The following is a 16,609-nucleotide window of genomic DNA, read 5'->3' as shown; positions in this document are numbered from 1 at the left end:
TCAAAAGGACGACAGAGCACTGATGAATACATTGTTTTTTCATGTGGGACCACACAAAACCGGTACCACAGCACTGCAAAAGTTTTTTATGGACAACCGGGAGGCGTTGTTCCGCTCGAATCTGGTCTATCCCAAACGTTTTCAGCGTATATTTGGTCATCATGACTTTCGCCAGCCGCTGGCGGATAAAGGGCTGAGCAAAGAAGATATTGCATTTTTCAATCCTGAGCCCCATGACTTCCTGCTCTCCAGCGAGGATTTTATTTCTCTGGGCAAGGACAGCTTCGAGCATTTACGCAACAGCCTGGATAATAAACGTATTGTTGCTATTTACACCTGGCGCCGGGCCAGCTTTAAACTGTATTCCATCTGGCAGGAAACGGTAAAACACGGTGGTACGGAGAGCTTTTTCTCTTATTATCATGATCATCTGGCCCGTCCTGCTCAAAGCCAGATGTTGTCAGCAGACCTAAAAGTGACAGCGCTTAGCCATGTGTTCGGCAAGGAAAATGTCAGGATCCTGGATTATGACGCCAGCACTGCCAATGACTCATTGCTGCAGGATTTTATGGCGATGATTGAGCGGCCCTGGCAGCCTGATTTTGTGACCCCGGAGAATAATCCTGATGCCGTCAACAAGGCGATGGACATTACTGATATTGAGATTATTCGGGCCCTGAACTGTATCTTTCTCAAGCATTTTAATACCCGCGGAATGTGGGTGCGTAATCAGTACACGCAGCATATTGACAAGCTCGAACAAGCAGGACTGGCGGAGCTGAAAAAGGTGGTAGCGGCAAATATCCGGGAGCTGAAGGTGGGCAATTATTTTCTCGATAACCGCTGTGAAAAGGTCATGACTGAAAAATTTGCCGATAATATCGTCAACTATCAGCCGAACAGCCGTATCAATACCATCAGGGTGGCTAAAGATGAATGGGTGTTTGATAAAGATGCGCAGAAATTATTAGGGGATATGGGGCATATCATCAGGGTGTCTGAGCAGTGAGTAAACAGATATCACCAACAGGGCAAAAACCCAGGGTCAAAATTGTCGCGATCGCAAAGGATGAGGCCGCCTATATTCCTGAGTGGGTGCACCATCATCTTTATCATGGCTTTGATGCCATTGATGTGTATATCAACCGCACCACAGATAACAGCATGGCGGTTTTGGATTGTATCCATCAGCGCTATCCGCAGGTGCGCGGGCGCAGTGCCGACTGGATTGACCTGTGCCCTGCAGGTGCGCAAAACTGTCTGCAATATATTGTCTATGCCAGTGCCCTCGATGAGGCCAGGCAAAGCGGTGAATTTGACTATCTGTTGTTTCTGGATATTGATGAGTTCTGGACGCCGAAGAGCCTTAAGCTGAGTATTCAGGATGTGATTACTGCCAATCCTGATGCCGATACTATTTCCTTTGGATGGATTAATGCGTTTGGGCAGAAGCAGGCGTTTTCTCAGCTGCCACAACGTATCAAAGGGAAGATTAATCCGCTGGTTAAGACGCTGGTTAAGCTGACTGCGAATGTCAGCAGGGTCGGTTATCACTTTCCTGAGCTTAGAGATGGCAAAAGTGTGATGGCCGATGGCGATACCTTCAGAGCGGATCCCAATTTGCGGGAAGGTCTGCATCCTGATTTACAGCACCTTCGCCCGGTGATGGTGATCCACAGATTGTTCCGCTCACCCATGGAATATGTTTCCCTGCTACACCGGGGGCGCCCTTCCGATGAACTGCAATTAAAGCTCAATCGCGGTGGTTACAATGTGGCGATTGGTCGGGAAGTCTGTTTTGAACTGAATAAAAAGAATTACGCTGAGTACGATGTGCACCGGCGCCAGTTTATTGAAGGTCTGGATATCCAGCAGGAACTGGAAGCAGGCCGGGAATTTGTGCAGCAGCGTTATCATAAGACGCTGGCACATGTTCAGACTGTACCCAGAAAGTACTTCCCCGACCTGTTCCGGGTGTTCAGAGGTTGCACCAGGGCCGAGTATAAGGCACTGACTGATGCCATTGTTAACTCAAAGAAATTGCAGCGCTGTAAAGATGCCGATGAGCTTATTGAGTTAGCGAAAGAAATTGAAAAAAGCGATGTAAAGGTGGCCTATCATGTCTGGCTACTGGCCAGCGAATTGCGCCCAAGGGGACCATTGATAAGAAAACGTGTGGCGGAATACGCCGATCTGGATCTGCAGGCAGGTATCAGACGATCTGATCTTTTTGGTCAGCAAGCGGAATGAGTGACGGGATGACCTCCTTTTGCATTGCATCGCCACATAAAAATGAACTCTGGTATGACTATCGGGTATATGTAAACCTCAGACAAGAGCTGGAAGCACTGGGGTACCAATATCGTGCCGCTTCACAAAACCGGATCTATTTTCTGGGTGGCCCACAACGGCATTTTTATCCCGAGGTGGGCAAGTTTGATGCCGAGGCTAATAATATTGCGCTTATTTACTGTCACGTGGAGAAGCTGAAAAGCATCGATCAGTTCCGCAAGGTGTTTGTTTGCAGTGAAGGGATGAAAGGATTTCTGCAACGGCGTCGGTTAATGCGCCTGGAGCCTTTCAGGCGGCAACAGCCTTTTACCACGCAGGCGCCGATTGAAGTGATCCCGCCTTTTTCTTCATTGCAGCCCTGTAACCGCACCAGGCCCAGGTATCAATGCGATCTGTCTTTTGTTGGCACACCAAGGATCAGACCAATACTTGAGGCGGCCTTGCCGTTGGTGAAGTCTCTTAATCTTAAAATGCACTTATATGGCCCTAACTGGGATCAGTATGCGGGTAATCCGGTCGCTAAGGATTATTGGATTGCCCGCAGCGTGCCGTATGAAGAGATTCCGATGTTGGCGAAAGGCAGCAAAATCTGCCTGATTGATCACCATGATATGATGAATAAGATTGGTACAGTGAGCCACAAGTACGTGGATTTTCTGAAAGCCGGAGCCTTTGTTATCAGTGATAACAACATGGACGCCAGGAAGCATTACCATGGGGTATACTATCGCAATCAATCCGAGCTTACCGGATTGATTGAGTATTACGTCACTCATGATGCTGAGCGAGAAGCGACCCGCCTGCAGCAACAGCGATACCTTAACCGACATTCCACCGGATTTGCCGCCACTGAGCTGGCGAAATACTTTATTTAATTTGGTTTTAACGATGAAACTGATTTTACATATTGGTACCCATAAAACGGGTACAACGGCTATTCAGCAGTTTTTACTTGCTAACGAGAAAGCATTATATCAATCAGGCACACTTTACCCCGTTAGTTGTCTGGGACAGTCTAAAAATCAGTATTCTTATCTGGCTACCCTGCTAAGACATGGCAAACTGACAAAGGTCAAACGTGATTTAAAGCTCATACGAGAAGAAGCACTGGCAAAGCGTTGCCAGACGGTGATTTTATCCGGTGAGGAATTCAGCACGCTGAACTACCAACATGTGGCTGAATTGTGTGATTTGCTGGGGGATTTTGATGTTGAAGTAAAAATATACTTCAGGAATGCCTATGACTTTGTGATCAGTGCTTTTTCTGAGATTAACAAGACCAGTCGCAGCCTTACCAAGATCGAGAAGTTGAACAAGCGTCTCTCCAGGCTGGTAGATTACGACAGAACATTAAATAGCTGGTGTAAGGTGTTTGGTGATGAAGCGGTTGATGTTTATTCCTATGATCGGATTAAGCATGAGTGTATTCCACACTTTTTGAGAAGTGTGGATATTGACGAGAATCTTATCCGCGAGTTAACCGCGAATGAGATGATGAATGCCTACTCTGGTGTTAATTCCAGATTTGATCCTATTGCGTCATTTTTACTTGTTTTTTTTGGGAAAATCAGGGATTCGAGAGACTATGATGTGGCAAAAGAAACCTGCGGCAAAATTTTTTCAGATAAGAATAGTTCTGATCAATTGCTGCGTTTTCTTGCGCACAAGTACCTTAAGGCAAAGGATGTAAAGTACAGTCATCACAAGCTATTGCCGTTGATTGAGGATATTCTTCCTGAGGAAAGCATCGATCTTGAGCAGGCTCACGCCTTGCTGGAGTCGAGGGAATACATGATGGAATTAGGCAGATTCCTGATCGCTATGGGTACAAGAGAAACTAACAGACCCTGGTGGTCAAGGTTCTTAAAGTGATTTGGTCAGTCTATCTGAACCATATGGACCTGGTCTGAATGATTGTATTAGCTCAATGGCAAATCTGTAGTGTTAATAAATATGGTACTAAGGCCTGAAAGTTGAAAAAGTATTTAATCAGAAGCCTTAAATTTACTGTCGGGTTGCTGCCCCGGGCTGTCCGACAATCTCTGCGCAATCAGCCTCGCCTCGCAGCCTGGTACACCCGTTCTCTTTATGATGCCGGTGTGTTGCGACATATGCCTACCGAGCGGCAGCAGTATAAAAGCTATAAAAAGAATATGGCGGTGCAGCAGCAGTTTATCGATGAACTGCCTGATACTTCTGCAGGCTCTTTGGCGGTTTGTATTCTCGTCGACACGCCCGATAAAAATGCGCTGTGGACATCCATCAAAAGTGTGCTGGCTCAGTCTGTTGCTGCCAGCGGTATCCTCATTTGTTGTAGCAGACAGAGTTTTGGAAAAGTGACCCGCTTGGTCAGGCAGCTCGATCTACATGAGTATGATATTGCTTTTGTGCATGAAAATGAGGATGTTCCTCAAAGGTTTTATGATCAGGCGGTTTTTGTCTGCCACAGTGGTGAGAGATTACACAAGGACTGTATCAGAGTTTTGATGCACTGGCCCCGGACAGATAAGCAACTGGTTTATGTCGACTCTGATTATATTGACAAAGAGGGTAACCGGCATACCCCACAATGTTATCCTGACTGGAACCCCGATCTGCAAATAACTACGGCCTATATTCGAAGTGGTTGTTTACTCACGGATGCCAGAGAGCTGAAGCAAATACCTCATCTTTGCAGGCCTTATGCGCTGGCGCAATGGCTCAGTGCCCGGACTCTGAATGGAGCGCTTGGTGAGGTACAGCATATCCCGCTGGTACTGATACATGTTCCGGAAAAACAGGACGGAGTGTTTCAATCGCTGTTGCCTGAGTTCGAAGCCAGCCTGGCGCGCTACGCTGACTATCAGATTGATGCTGGTGCACAATCTTTGACTCTGATGTGGCGAACCCCAGTTGAGCCCAAAGTCAGTTTGATCGTTCCCACCTATAATGGCAAAGCTTTGGTTCAGGCCTGCGTTGAGTCGATTCTGGAAAAAACCCGTTATCGGAACTTTGAAATTTTGCTGGTGGATAATAATTCTGATGAGCTGGCAAGTCTGGCCTATTTTGATCAGCTTGCAGAGCATCCTCAGGTTCGTTTGCTCAGATATCCCCATCCCTTTAATTACTCGGCAATCAATAATTTTGCTGTGGCTCAGGCTGATGGTGAGATCATCGGGTTGGTGAATAACGATATTGAAGTCATCGCGCCTGACTGGCTGGGCTGCATGGTGGGTCATGTCACGCGACCAGAAATCGGCTGTGTTGGTGCCAAGCTCCTTTATCCTGATAACAGAATTCAGCATGCGGGAGTGGTAATGGGCTATGGCGGTGGAGCCGGTCACGCTCACAAGTATTTCCCGGGTGATTTTGCCGGGTATCTGAACCGGCTGATGGCCAGCCACAATTTCAGTGCAGTGACCGCTGCCTGTCTGCTGGTTAGCAGGGCCGATTATCTGGCTGTAGGCGGGTTAGATGAAGAGAATCTGGTGGTCGCCTTTAATGATGTTGATTTTTGCCTCAAAGTGCAGGAAATGGGACGACGCAACCTCTATTGTGCAGAGGCTGTGCTTTATCACCATGAGTCGATTTCAAGGGGCGCAGAAGATACGCCCGAGAAGCAGGCGCGCTTTGCTGCAGAAGTGGCCTGTTTAAAAAAGCGCTGGAAGCATGTGATTGATCAGGATAAGGCCTATAATCCAAATCTGACGTTACGGTTCGAAAACTTTGCATTAACCGACTGGGGGGCATTGCTGAAGAAGAAACTTCATCGTATCCGTAATCGACATCTTGATTAGCCAACCGCCATGGAACGTTGATCTTTTATGCAAATTCATGCCTTTCGAGGCTTTTTAGCTAATAAAAGCAGATTTTTGCATAGTTTTCTGTTAATTTTCCGCTATTTTTTGGCTGCTTTAACCTGTCGCTGAGTGGCGGGTACAATAGTCGTATTTCACAGGGCAATACTCAGATTGGATAATCACTTCACGCAAATAAACCAGGTTCCCGAGGGCATCGTGTTCGATGCTGTGGTCGGTATGGCGGTTTACCGTGAGGATCGACTGGAATGGGTCAGGCAGGCAACCCAAAGCATTCTCAGGCAATCATACCGGAACTTTGTTTTCTGCGTCGTGATCGATGGTGAGATTCCTGATGATATTGCCTCATATCTGCACGAGCAGGCTGATAGTGAACCCCGACTTATTCTTATGCAGAGTAAACACAATGTTGGCCTGAGCCAGTGTATGAACCATATTATCGATTGGGCAGTGCCTTACGCGCCAGATTATTTTTTCCGCATGGATGCTGATGATATTTCTCGGCCGCAAAGGCTGGAAAAACAAATTGCATTTTTTCGTCAGCACCCGGATGTGGATATTTTGGGCACGGCACTGGTTGAAATCAATGAACATGGCAAGCGGGTTGGCAAACGAAAACTGCCGCTGACCCATAGTGAAATCGTCCGGTTTCTTCCTAAACGCTGTTCGCTGAATCACCCGACTGTAGCGATGCGCTTCCGGGTCTTTGAGGCGGGGCACCGATACCGGGCCAGTTTGCGAAATACTCAGGATTATTTTTTGTGGATAGAGCTGGCGGGTGCGGGATTCATTTTTACCAATCTGGCTGACAAACTTCTGCAGTTCCGCCGGGTGAATGATTTTTATAAACGCCGGGGCCTGAGCAAGTCAATTAATGAATTCAAGGCGCGCCTTTATGCTATGCGCCATCTGCAAAAAATTCGGATTGGCAATATTATTTATGCCCTGGCTGTGTTGACCTTAAGGCTGATGCCGTCAAGAATACTTAAACTGGCCTACAAAATTGATCGTCTGTTTCTGGAAAAGTTTGTAAAACATTGAAAACCGGTGCCGTAGTTATACTCTACAAGCCTGTATTGTCTCAAGCGCAGGCATTGATTGAATCTGTTATCAGGCAGGTGGATGTGTTGTGCGTGGTGGACAATTCCCCTGTGCCTACTGTATTGGATGTGCCTAAACACAACCTGAATTATCATCATTTTGCTGACAATATCGGCATTGCCGCGGCACAGAATGTAGGCCTGAGAGATTTGCAACTGAGTGACTGCCAGTATGGATTATTACTGGATCAGGACAGCCAGCCTGATGGCGAGTTTGTGTCGAGACTTCGCAGTTTGTTGGTCGCTTCGAAGCAGGACAACCGTGACGTGGTAGCTATCGGGCCGCGAATTGTCTGCTCATTTTCTGACAAGCCGGTTAAACCAAGAGTTCAGAGGGAGCTTGAAGTCTATGATGATATGGTTTGTGTAACACAAATTATTTCCTCGGGTATGATGATTGATCTCGAAAAGCTTGACGAAACAGGGATGAAAGAAGAGGCCTTATTTATTGATGGCGTAGATCATGAATGGTGTTGGCGGGCGAGACAGCGGAATTTATCTATCGCACTGGCAGGTAACGTCAAAATGGTGCATCGGCTCGGTGACTCCCGCAGTACTTTTGCCGGTATAACCTATAAAGTTGGTTCGCCAATCCGTCTTTACTATCAGTTCAGAAATATTCTCTTGTTGTGTCGCAGAAGCTATGTACCAGGTTACTGGAAAACCCGTAATCTGCTTGTCTTGCCAATACGCTTTTTTGCTAACTCAATTCTGCAACCGGGGCGTTTAGAGCGCACAAGCTATATGCTTAAAGGGTTGTGGGACGGGATGCGGCGAAAAGATGGCCCATATTCCAGAAACTGGTAGGGTTTACTTTGCCGACGCCACTTTCCTGAGAACTGCCACGATGCTCACTTTCGTCAAAGTCTGATCTGTATCTCATGTTGGAGCCTGCTATGCATATTCTGGTTACCGGTGCCGCCGGCTTTATCGGCAGTTTTGTTTGTCATCGACTGCTGGAAATGGGCTGCAGGGTAACCGGTATAGATAATCTGAGTGACTATTATTCTGTTAAGTTAAAACGGCACCGGCTGGCATTGTTGCAGGATAAGCCGGGTTTTACGTTTTGTCAGCTCGACCTGGCAGACCGTGTCGCTATGGCAGAGCTTTTTGCCAGAGAGCGTTTCCAGCGGGTTGTTCACCTGGGTGCGCAGGCAGGTGTCCGCTATTCTCTGGACAATCCTATGGCTTATGCCGATAGCAATATGATTGGCACTCTGACGGTGCTTGAAGGTTGTCGTCAAAACCGTGTTGAACATCTGGTTTTTGCCTCTTCCAGTTCTGTCTATGGTCTGAATACCAAACTGCCTTTCTCAACTGAGGATTGTGTTGACCATCCCGTATCCCTCTATGCCGCGACAAAGAAAAGTAATGAACTGATGGCTCACTCGTATAGCCATCTGTATGCAATACCGACGACGGGACTGCGCTTTTTTACGGTGTATGGTCCCTGGGGCAGGCCGGATATGGCAATGTACCTGTTTACCCGTGCAATCGACGAAGGAAAGCCGCTGAAAGTGTTTAATCAGGGCAATATGCAGCGCGACTTTACCTATATTGACGACATTGTTGAGGGAGTGGTGCGGATTCTGGAAAAGGTACCACAGCCGGATCCAGCCTGGCGAGGCTCGCCGGTATCTGCCAGTTCTGCACCTTACCGGATTTATAACATTGGTAATAACCAGCCGGCGTCATTGCTTGATTTTATCCGGCTGATTGAAAAGGCGCTCGGGAAGCAGGCGATCAAGGAACTTCTGCCGATGCAGGCTGGCGATGTCAGGACCACCTGCGCCGATATTGAGGATCTCTATCAGGCAGTGGGTTTTAAGCCTGTTACACCGCTGGAGCAGGGTGTTGAGCGATACGTACGATGGTACCGAGAGTATTACGGCTGAGTTTTCCGGCTTGCTGTTTATGCCTTGATAAAGAAGACTGACAACAAAATTCATTTTTTTGCGTTACTGTTTCCCTGGGGAATCTTTGCTACATTCTGCCTGTTTCTGATATCGGTTGATCCGGTAGGCTGTCTGATAAAGTAAAAGGATTTAAGGAGTCTTTATGCTGAGAGTGTTAAATACAGGGGCGTTATTGGCAGCCCTTATCGGCCTGAGTGCCTGCGGTGGAGGCGGCGGCAGTGGTCAGGGTAATTTCAGGGCGCCGTCGTCCGGTTCGTCGACACCGCAGTGGCAGGCTGGTGTATATGCCCCTGAATCTGAGTTAAAGGATTTCTGTGCAGTGCCCCGTTCCGGTACCGATCCCTTTTCCGGCCAGTCATACCCGGATAAAACCGGCAGCGCTACCCATGAGAAGCTCTGGTTACGCTCCTGGAGTAACAACACGTATCTCTGGTACGACGAACTCGACGATATTAATCCTGCCGGTTATGGGGTGCTGGAATATTTTGATCTGTTAAGAACCACCGCCAGAACCCCTTCTGGTGCTGCCAAGGACAACTTCCATTTCTATCAGGATACCGCTGAGTATAAACAACAGACTCAGTCCGGCGTGGAGTCCGGTTATGGTATTGAGTGGAAGTTCAGTTCAGTGTCGCCGCCCCGTAAGCTGCAGATTGCCTTTATCGAACCCGGTTCACCGGCAGATATGGCCGGGCTTGAGCGTGGCGCACGAGTGCTTGAAGTGGATGGCGTGGATGTTGTTAACGGCAGTAACGTTGAAATTATAAATAATGGCCTGTTTCCCTCTGTAGCAGGTGAAAACCATCAGTTTGTGTACGAGGACCATGCCGGTGAGCGCATTGAAGTCACCATGACATCGGCGGATGTGCAAATCACCCCTGTTCAGAACGCAAAGGTGCTGGAAACCGAACAGGGCAGAGTGGGTTATTTGCAATTTAACAGCCATATCGCTCTGGCTCAGGATCAGCTGATTGAGGCCTTTGAGCTGTTTGTCGATGAAAATGCCACGGATCTGGTGGTGGACTTACGTTATAACGGTGGAGGATTGCTGGTACTGGCTTCTCAGCTTGGCTATATGGTTGCCGGTGACGCCAATACTAATGGTCGCACCTTTGAGCAGATGCAGTTTAATGACAAGCATCCAAATCGTGATCCGGTGACCGGTGAGGTACTTATTCCGCTGGAATTTGTAGACAAGCGTATCGACTATGAGCGTTTTGTTGAAACCTCTCAGAACCTGCCCACACTGGCATTGAACCGGGTGTTTGTGCTCACTACCGACGGCACCTGCTCTGCCAGTGAAGCCTTTATCAACGGTTTGCGCGGGATTGATATTGAGGTGATCCTGATTGGCGATCAAACCTGTGGTAAGCCTTATGGTTTTTATCCTACCGATAACTGAGGTACCACGTATTTCACTATTCAGTTTACCGGCGTGAATGACAAAGGCTTCGGTGAATATTCTGACGGCTTTGTGCCCACACCGACACCGCAGTTTCCTGCTGATGTGCAGGGTTGTATGGTCGAGGATGATCTCAGCCGGCCTTTGGGGAATCCGCAGGAAGGCCAGCTAATGGCGGCCCTGGATTATTTGGGCAGTGGCGTTTGCCCCCAAACCAGTGGCGTGGAGAGTTTCACTCAGAAAGCTGAGGCCGGGGGTAAAGGTTTGCAGATAAAACGGCCCGACCCCCGTTATCGGGCCACGATACTGGAAAACAAACTCTATCGGCAGTTTGGTCGCCACCCGGGAGAGCAGCAATGAGGCTTTTGCTTGTATTGATCACCACCTTGCTCGCCAGTGGTTGCCAGTTAACTCAGGCCGAAGAGGCGGTGCCGGCGGTGATTATTAACCCCGGTGAAGAGGTGAAAACCGAACTGCAGCAGATGATTCAGCAGGCAATTGGCGGATTACCGGTGAAACTTGCCGATGACGCCCTGACCAAACGAAACATCTTGTATATTGAACAGAATATGGGCAGCGATGCCCAGGGCAATCCGATTATGGGAAGGCATAATAACAAGCCTGAAGTGTTCCGGTTGCAGATAAAGGGTGGCCAGTGCCAGCTTATTCACGGCGCCTCAGGTAAGGTCTTTACTCTGCAACAGGCAAGCTGCCGGGCGCTGGATGCCCGATAACGACATTCGGGCATGACTAAAATACATTGTCGGAATAAATTCCGATCTACAAGGTTGAGTCACAACTGGTTGGATTGTAGGTTGGACTTCAGTCCAACAAAAACCAACAAAACCAGGCAACCTGCAGGGCACAATTTATTGGGCGAATGGCGTAAAGCTTGCCTCATTGGGCCGAATAAATCAGACCCTAGACCGAATAAATTCGATCCTTAGATTCTGCCGCGCAGTGTCTCTGCCAGAGTAGGACTGGGTCGGTGGTGTAGCCAGCAAGGAGCGAAGCGTATTGCGGGACATCCCGGATTTCGCTTCGCTGCATCCAGGCTACTCTGCTTTTACCGCAGAGCCGCGGAGACCGCAGAGAAGTGGAGGGGTTTAAACCGTTATACCTCTGTGTTCTCTGTGACTTTGTGGTTAACTTCGCCTTTTGCAAAGGACACTGGACGCCCGATAACAGCATTCGGGCATGACAGGCTTGTCGCTCCCGCATGTTGTTGGCAGTATCTCTCCTGTCATTTATGTGTAGCCTGCAAGGAGCGAAGCGTATTGCGGGATTGCTCTACCTCACTCCTGCCGCCTCACTCCTCACCAATAGGCTAATCCCAACCCAGATCCGGGGCCTGATAATACTGAATGCCCATCTTATCCAGGTGTTCACGCAGGGCCGACAGGCGTTGAGTAAAGGCCTGATAGTCACGCTGCGACTGCCTGGTCCATGACACTTCGGCAATGGCGGCCAGCCGTGGCCAGTTGCGGTTATCGGCGGTAGCATTATCACTGACCAGTTCTGACCACATTGGCCCTTCTACGCCGACGACCTGCTGATAATTTTCCGGAACCAGACTGTATACCCGCTCAAGGGTAATGCCCTGTTTGGCACACCAGGTATAGGTGTCTGGCTGGCCATCGTAGTTACCGTGATCCAGATAGGTATAACTGCAGGGTGATAACACCAGATGAATGCCCTTTTCCAGTGCCGGGGCAATATCATAATCATCATTCCAGAATTGCAGCAGTGAATTGCCGCGGATGTCACCGGCTGAGGCTTCTTCCCAGGCAAGCAGTTTACGATCCAGGGATGCCACTATCTGATCAACCCGGGTAATAAAGTCAGGGAAGGCGTCGGCCTCTTCATTCAGTACTTCATCGCCACCAATATGCAGATATTCAGAAGGAAATATATCGGCCACTTCTGTGAGCACATCTTCCACAAAGGTATAGACTAAATCCGGTTTTTCGCTGGCACACAAGGCGCTGAAGCCAACACAGGTGCCCTGATACGGCTCCAGCCTCGCCGCGCCGACTACATCTTCACACTGGTTCTGTGGCGGGCTGTTGATAACATCATCACAGGCCAGCTCGTTGTAGGAGGCGATAGCGGCCTGGGTGTGACCGGGCAGGTCGATCTCAGGAATAATTTCAACCTGATGGCGACTGGCGAAGGTGATCAATTCGCGCATTTGCTGCTGGGTATAGAAGCCGCCATTATTGCCGCTGACACTGGTAGCCGCGCCTATTTCAGTGAGTTTGGGCCAGCTTTTTATTTCAATCCGCCAGCCCTGATCATCTGTCAGGTGCAGATGCAGTTTGTTGAGCTTAAAGCTGGCCATGCGCTGAATATGCTGCTTCAGATAATCCACACTGACAAAATTACGTGCCACATCCAGCATGCTGCCGCGCCATTGATACTGGGGGTTATCTTCAATCTGTAATTTCGGCAGGTCATACCCGGGCTGAGCGGTGGCAGGTAACAGCTGTTTAAGGCTCTGAACAGCATAGAAAAGTCCTGCATCGGTTGGGGCTGTCAGGGTAATACCCTGATCAATACTGAGTTGATAGCCTTCTTCTCCAAGATCCAATGTCGGATCCAGTTTAAGAGTGATGACAGCGTTGTCATTTTCGCTATATTGAATATCCAGTTGTTCCAGCAAAGCGAAAAGTGCGCTGGCACTGTCGGGTGCTTCAGGTGCGGTGGCAATAGTTATTTCAGCGCCGAGGCGAAACTCACCGCCGCGGGTTTCAACAGACTGAGGGTAGGGAACAATATTAATGTTGCGGGTTTTTGCTGTTTCAGCGCCCGAGCCATTGTCGGCTTGTTGTTCGACATTCCCGCATGCGCAAAGGGCCAGGGGCAGGATGAAATAAAGCAATTTTCTGAGCATAGTAGTCTACCTTGACGGTTGATGATGCCGTAGCGGCATAGTACAGAATCGCCCACAATGGATATTGCAGGCAAAATTAAAATACAGTAGCAGGTGAGGGTGTCAAGAACTTGTTAAGTTTTGCTGTCCGTCTCAGCTTTCGCATCAGTTCTGGTTTCGGTATTAATCTGAGCCTGAACCTGAGGCTGATCGCTGACCCTTTGGTAGGCTCTGAGTCCGAAATTGGGCACCATAGCCAGAAAATGATCGAAAATATCCGACTGCACGGCTTCGTATTCCACCCAACTGGTATGGGTACAAAAACAATAGACCTCCAGCGGTACACCGATCTCGGTGGGCGCCAGTTGCCTGACCATTAATGTCATATCCTGATGCAGTTTGGGATGATGTTGCAGGTAACGCAACATATAAGCCCGCAAGGTACCGATATTTGTCAGCCGCCTGGCATTAAGCAGATCCTGCTCGGTGATGTCGTTGTCTTTGTTGTACCTGGCCAGTTCCTGCTTCTTATCGTTGATATACCCTTTGATAAAGCGGATTTTCTCCCAGTTGTCCAGCATCTCCTGATCGCAGAAACGTACCGTGTGAATATCCAGATAGATAGCACGTTTAATTCGCCGCCCGCCGGATTCCTGCATGCCCCGCCAGTTCTTCACTGAGTCGCCAATCAGAGCGTAGGTGGGTACAGTGGAAATGGTCTTGTCCCAGTTGCGGATTTTGACTGTGGTCAGGCCAAGCTCCATCACTTCACCATCGGCCCCGTATTTGGGCAGGGTGATCCAGTCACCGGTATTCACCATTCTGTTGGCGGCGATTTGCACACCGGCCACAAAACCGAGGATTGCGTCTTTAAACACCAGCAGCAGTATGGCGGTAACGGCACCTAAACCAGACATGATCAGCACCGGTGACTTGCCTATCAGACTGGAGACAATAAGAATGATGGCGATAATTGCCAGGATCAGCTTGGCCACCTGAATAAAGCCGGTGATCGGCATCCTTCTGGCCATTGTGGAGGCGTTATAGGCATCTTCCACGGTATTGAGAATAGCGCTGAGCATCAGTAGCGAGGTCACCAGAATGTAGATAAACGCGACCTTTTGCAGAAACTCCAGCAACATCGGGCTATGGGAAAACAACAACGGCACGAGCAGGTAAATCAGCACGCCGGGCACCAGATGGGCTGCGCGTCTGAAGAAATTGTGGGATTGTAGCTCGTCGTCCCAGGTGGCTTTGCTGTGCAGTATCAGTCGTGTCAGCTTGGTGCTGAGCAGGTAGCGGGTGATCCTGAAGCTGATCCAGCACACAGCCAGTAGTGATATCAGCGCAAATATCGCAAACAGCGTAGAGTGAGCCGATGCCTGAATACCCCAGTAACTGAGGCTGTCGGCAATAAGTTGACCCAGATCGCTTAGTTGTTCCATTCGTTACCCGTTAGTTCTTGTATGCGTTGATCTTTTCGATGCCAGTACTGATTTATCCAGTGCTGAAAGGACGCTCTGAATTCTGGATCATTCTGATAATCACCAATCATATCAGCATTCACCGGCAGGATCTGAACCTCGATGATGACTTTTTTCAAGCGGCCACAGAGTAGGTCCAGCATCACATGGCCATTGTTATCCGGATACACCAGCGTCACATCAACAATATTGCTGAGCAGGTTGTTCATGCAGGTCAGGGTAAAGGCCACGCCGCCGGCCTTGGGCGGTAAAAGGTGTTGGTAAGGACTGTTTTTATCCCGGTGTTTGCAGTCGGTAAAGCGCGTGCCCTCAACAAAATTAACCACTGTAGTGGGCAACTGCTGAAACTTCTCGCAGGACTTGCGGGTCGCTTCAATATCCTTTCCTTTGAGGTGGGGATGTCTGGCCACGAAATGCCGGCTGTAGCGGCGCATAAAAGGCATATCCAGCGCCCAGGCCCCCAGACCAATAAAGGGTACCCACAGCAGTTCCTGCTTGATAAAAAACTTGGTGGCCGGGATCCGCCCAGTGGCAAAGTGCATCAGCACCACAATATCCAGCCAGCTGATATGGTTGGCCATCATCAGATACCAGCCATGCCTGTCGAAATCGCCCTCGATACGGTAATCCCACTGAACGTTATTAAACAGATTAATCAGCGCGGTACTGAGCAGCGCAAACCCGCCCATACAGCTATTCAGCAGCCGGTTCAGGCCTCTGGTCAGAGGGGGAAGGGGCAGCACCAGTTTTACCAGCCCCAGAGCCACAATCAGAGTTCCCCAAAATGCCAGGTTCAGACACTGGAGCAGAAAATGAATTGGCAAAAGGATAAAACCCGGCAGGAAACTCAACATCTACAAGCTGCTCTTTTTTAATTGTTCTATGACATCGTCTTTGTGTTGCCAGCGCTGGTTCAGCCAGCGCTGAAAGCTTACCCGCTCGGCCGGGTCGTCAAAATAGTCACGGGGGGCAATGCCATCAAGCGTCATCACCTCTACCCGTACCTGAATCTTATTTACACTACCACAGATAAAGTCCCAGAAGCTCGGCGCGCCCTGAGGGTAGTGAATAGTCACGTCCACCAGTTTGTGCAGTTTGTCACCCATGGCTGAGAGCACAAAGGCGATACCACCGGCTTTGGGCTTGAGCAGATGGCGAAAAGGGCTTTTCTGACGCTGGTGTTTTTCCGCTGTGTAGCGGGTGCCTTCCACAAAGTTCATGACGCTGACCGGCTTGTATTTGAATTTTTCGCAGGCTCTGCGGGTGGTCTCCAGATCTTTGCCTTTAAGGTGAGGGTTTTTGGCCAGATATGACTTTTTAAAACGCTGCATAAACGGGAAGTCCAGCGCCCACCATGCCAGGCCCAGAAAGGGCACCCAAATCAGCTCTTTCTTAAGGAAAAATTTCAGGAAGGGAATACGGCCACTGAAAATACGCTGCAATACCAGAATGTCGACCCAGGACTGATGATTGGCAATCACCAGATACCATTCTTTCTTTTTCAGATCGCTCAGCCCCTGCACATCCCATTGGATTGAAGCGGTCAGATTCTGATTCAGATTGTTAAGTTTAACCCACTGTCTGGCACAGAGATCCAGTACCCGGCCGATCCGTGCCCGCCAGGAGGCTGCAGGAACCAGCTTTAACAGTGACAGGCTAAAGATAGGGATGCACCAGAACAGGGTATTGAACAGATATCCCAGAAAAGAAATGGAGCCGGTAATGATACTGCGCATTTTTTGTTGC

The 16,609-nt window shown here is 49.1% G+C and carries 15 protein-coding genes; 11 read left to right on the top strand and 4 right to left on the bottom strand.

The window, feature by feature from the left end; translation table 11 throughout:
* The first annotated feature begins 22 nt into the window (after window positions 1-22).
* The 11 genes from AT746_RS13920 (at window position 23) to AT746_RS13875 (ending at window position 11,241) form a co-directional block, all read left to right on the top strand.
* Window positions 23-1,009 (top strand): hypothetical protein, encoded by a 987-nt coding sequence (locus AT746_RS13920; protein WP_062481296.1) that lies wholly within the window; start codon window positions 23-25, stop codon window positions 1,007-1,009.
* Window positions 1,006-2,250 carry a glycosyltransferase family 2 protein gene (locus AT746_RS13915; RefSeq protein WP_062481294.1) on the top strand — a complete coding sequence of 415 codons (1,245 nt, stop codon included), beginning with the start codon at window positions 1,006-1,008 and terminating at the stop codon, window positions 2,248-2,250. The genes AT746_RS13920 and AT746_RS13915 overlap by 4 nt, the downstream gene beginning before the upstream one ends.
* A complete protein-coding gene (locus tag AT746_RS13910; protein ID WP_062481292.1) occupies window positions 2,247-3,167 on the top strand; it encodes a glycosyltransferase in 921 nt (306 codons plus the stop codon). The genes AT746_RS13915 and AT746_RS13910 overlap by 4 nt, the downstream gene beginning before the upstream one ends.
* 13 nt (window positions 3,168-3,180) lie before the next feature.
* A complete protein-coding gene (locus AT746_RS13905; protein ID WP_062481290.1) occupies window positions 3,181-4,164 on the top strand; it encodes a hypothetical protein in 984 nt (327 codons plus the stop codon).
* A gap of 101 nt (window positions 4,165-4,265) precedes the next feature.
* Window positions 4,266-6,068: a glycosyltransferase family 2 protein gene (locus AT746_RS13900; RefSeq protein WP_062481288.1), complete on the top strand. Its 1,803-nt coding sequence runs from the start codon at window positions 4,266-4,268 to the stop codon at window positions 6,066-6,068.
* A 174-nt stretch (window positions 6,069-6,242) separates the two neighbouring features.
* Window positions 6,243-7,130, top strand: coding sequence for a glycosyltransferase (locus AT746_RS13895; protein WP_062481287.1), 888 nt, complete (start codon window positions 6,243-6,245; stop codon window positions 7,128-7,130).
* A gap of 53 nt (window positions 7,131-7,183) precedes the next feature.
* Window positions 7,184-7,996 (top strand): glycosyltransferase family 2 protein, encoded by an 813-nt coding sequence (locus tag AT746_RS13890; protein WP_231730944.1) that lies wholly within the window; start codon window positions 7,184-7,186, stop codon window positions 7,994-7,996.
* Window positions 7,997-8,085: 89 nt separating this feature from the next.
* The gene (locus tag AT746_RS13885) at window positions 8,086-9,084 is read left to right on the top strand and encodes an NAD-dependent epimerase (RefSeq protein ID WP_062481282.1); all 999 of its coding nucleotides are present in this window, start codon (window positions 8,086-8,088) and stop codon (window positions 9,082-9,084) included.
* A 163-nt stretch (window positions 9,085-9,247) separates the two neighbouring features.
* On the top strand, window positions 9,248-10,507 hold the full coding sequence (locus tag AT746_RS13880) for a S41 family peptidase (RefSeq protein WP_197414265.1): 1,260 nt from the start codon (window positions 9,248-9,250) through the stop codon (window positions 10,505-10,507).
* 33 nt (window positions 10,508-10,540) lie between these two features.
* Window positions 10,541-10,867, top strand: a complete 327-nt coding sequence (locus AT746_RS19930) for a hypothetical protein (protein ID WP_197414264.1) — start codon at window positions 10,541-10,543, stop codon at window positions 10,865-10,867.
* Window positions 10,864-11,241, top strand: a complete 378-nt coding sequence (locus tag AT746_RS13875; RefSeq protein ID WP_062481279.1) for a hypothetical protein — start codon at window positions 10,864-10,866, stop codon at window positions 11,239-11,241. Before AT746_RS19930 ends, AT746_RS13875 begins: the two co-directional genes overlap by 4 nt.
* A 593-nt stretch (window positions 11,242-11,834) precedes the next feature.
* Here the strand turns inward: AT746_RS13875 and AT746_RS13870 are convergent.
* From AT746_RS13870 to AT746_RS13855, 4 genes are all read right to left on the bottom strand, one after another.
* Window positions 11,835-13,400, bottom strand: a complete 1,566-nt coding sequence (locus tag AT746_RS13870; RefSeq protein WP_062481275.1) for a beta-N-acetylhexosaminidase — start codon at window positions 13,398-13,400, stop codon at window positions 11,835-11,837.
* Window positions 13,401-13,513: 113 nt separating this feature from the next.
* Window positions 13,514-14,824 carry a mechanosensitive ion channel family protein gene (locus tag AT746_RS13865; RefSeq protein WP_082633286.1) on the bottom strand — a complete coding sequence of 437 codons (1,311 nt, stop codon included), beginning with the start codon at window positions 14,822-14,824 and terminating at the stop codon, window positions 13,514-13,516.
* Entirely contained in the window at window positions 14,812-15,717 is a 906-nt protein-coding gene (locus AT746_RS13860; RefSeq protein ID WP_062481273.1) for an acyltransferase, read from the bottom strand. The genes AT746_RS13865 and AT746_RS13860 overlap by 13 nt, the downstream gene beginning before the upstream one ends.
* Window positions 15,718-16,599, bottom strand: a complete 882-nt coding sequence (locus AT746_RS13855; RefSeq protein WP_062481271.1) for an acyltransferase — start codon at window positions 16,597-16,599, stop codon at window positions 15,718-15,720.
* Window positions 16,600-16,609: the final 10 nt, after the last annotated feature.

Origin of the sequence: Lacimicrobium alkaliphilum, assembly GCF_001466725.1 — a bacterium.
Taxonomy (GTDB): Bacteria; Pseudomonadota; Gammaproteobacteria; order Enterobacterales; family Alteromonadaceae; genus Lacimicrobium; species Lacimicrobium alkaliphilum_B.
Note: the sequence above shows the minus strand (reverse complement) of the source record. Positions and strands in the feature narration are given on the sequence as shown.

What these genes read in the sequence shown, in the direction of transcription:
- AT746_RS13875 (WP_062481279.1), top strand. Translation starts at nt 10,864, where the DNA reads ATGAGGCTTTTGCTTGTATTGATCACCACCTTGCTCGCCAGTGGTTGC.
- AT746_RS13870 (WP_062481275.1), bottom strand. Translation starts at nt 13,400, where the DNA reads ATGCTCAGAAAATTGCTTTATTTCATCCTGCCCCTGGCCCTTTGCGCA.
- AT746_RS13920 (WP_062481296.1), top strand. Translation starts at nt 23, where the DNA reads ATGAATACATTGTTTTTTCATGTGGGACCACACAAAACCGGTACCACA.
- AT746_RS13865 (WP_082633286.1), bottom strand. Translation starts at nt 14,824, where the DNA reads ATGGAACAACTAAGCGATCTGGGTCAACTTATTGCCGACAGCCTCAGT.
- AT746_RS13885 (WP_062481282.1), top strand. Translation starts at nt 8,086, where the DNA reads ATGCATATTCTGGTTACCGGTGCCGCCGGCTTTATCGGCAGTTTTGTT.
- AT746_RS13880 (WP_197414265.1), top strand. Translation starts at nt 9,248, where the DNA reads ATGCTGAGAGTGTTAAATACAGGGGCGTTATTGGCAGCCCTTATCGGC.
- AT746_RS13905 (WP_062481290.1), top strand. Translation starts at nt 3,181, where the DNA reads ATGAAACTGATTTTACATATTGGTACCCATAAAACGGGTACAACGGCT.
- AT746_RS13860 (WP_062481273.1), bottom strand. Translation starts at nt 15,717, where the DNA reads ATGTTGAGTTTCCTGCCGGGTTTTATCCTTTTGCCAATTCATTTTCTG.
- AT746_RS13910 (WP_062481292.1), top strand. Translation starts at nt 2,247, where the DNA reads ATGAGTGACGGGATGACCTCCTTTTGCATTGCATCGCCACATAAAAAT.
- AT746_RS13855 (WP_062481271.1), bottom strand. Translation starts at nt 16,599, where the DNA reads ATGCGCAGTATCATTACCGGCTCCATTTCTTTTCTGGGATATCTGTTC.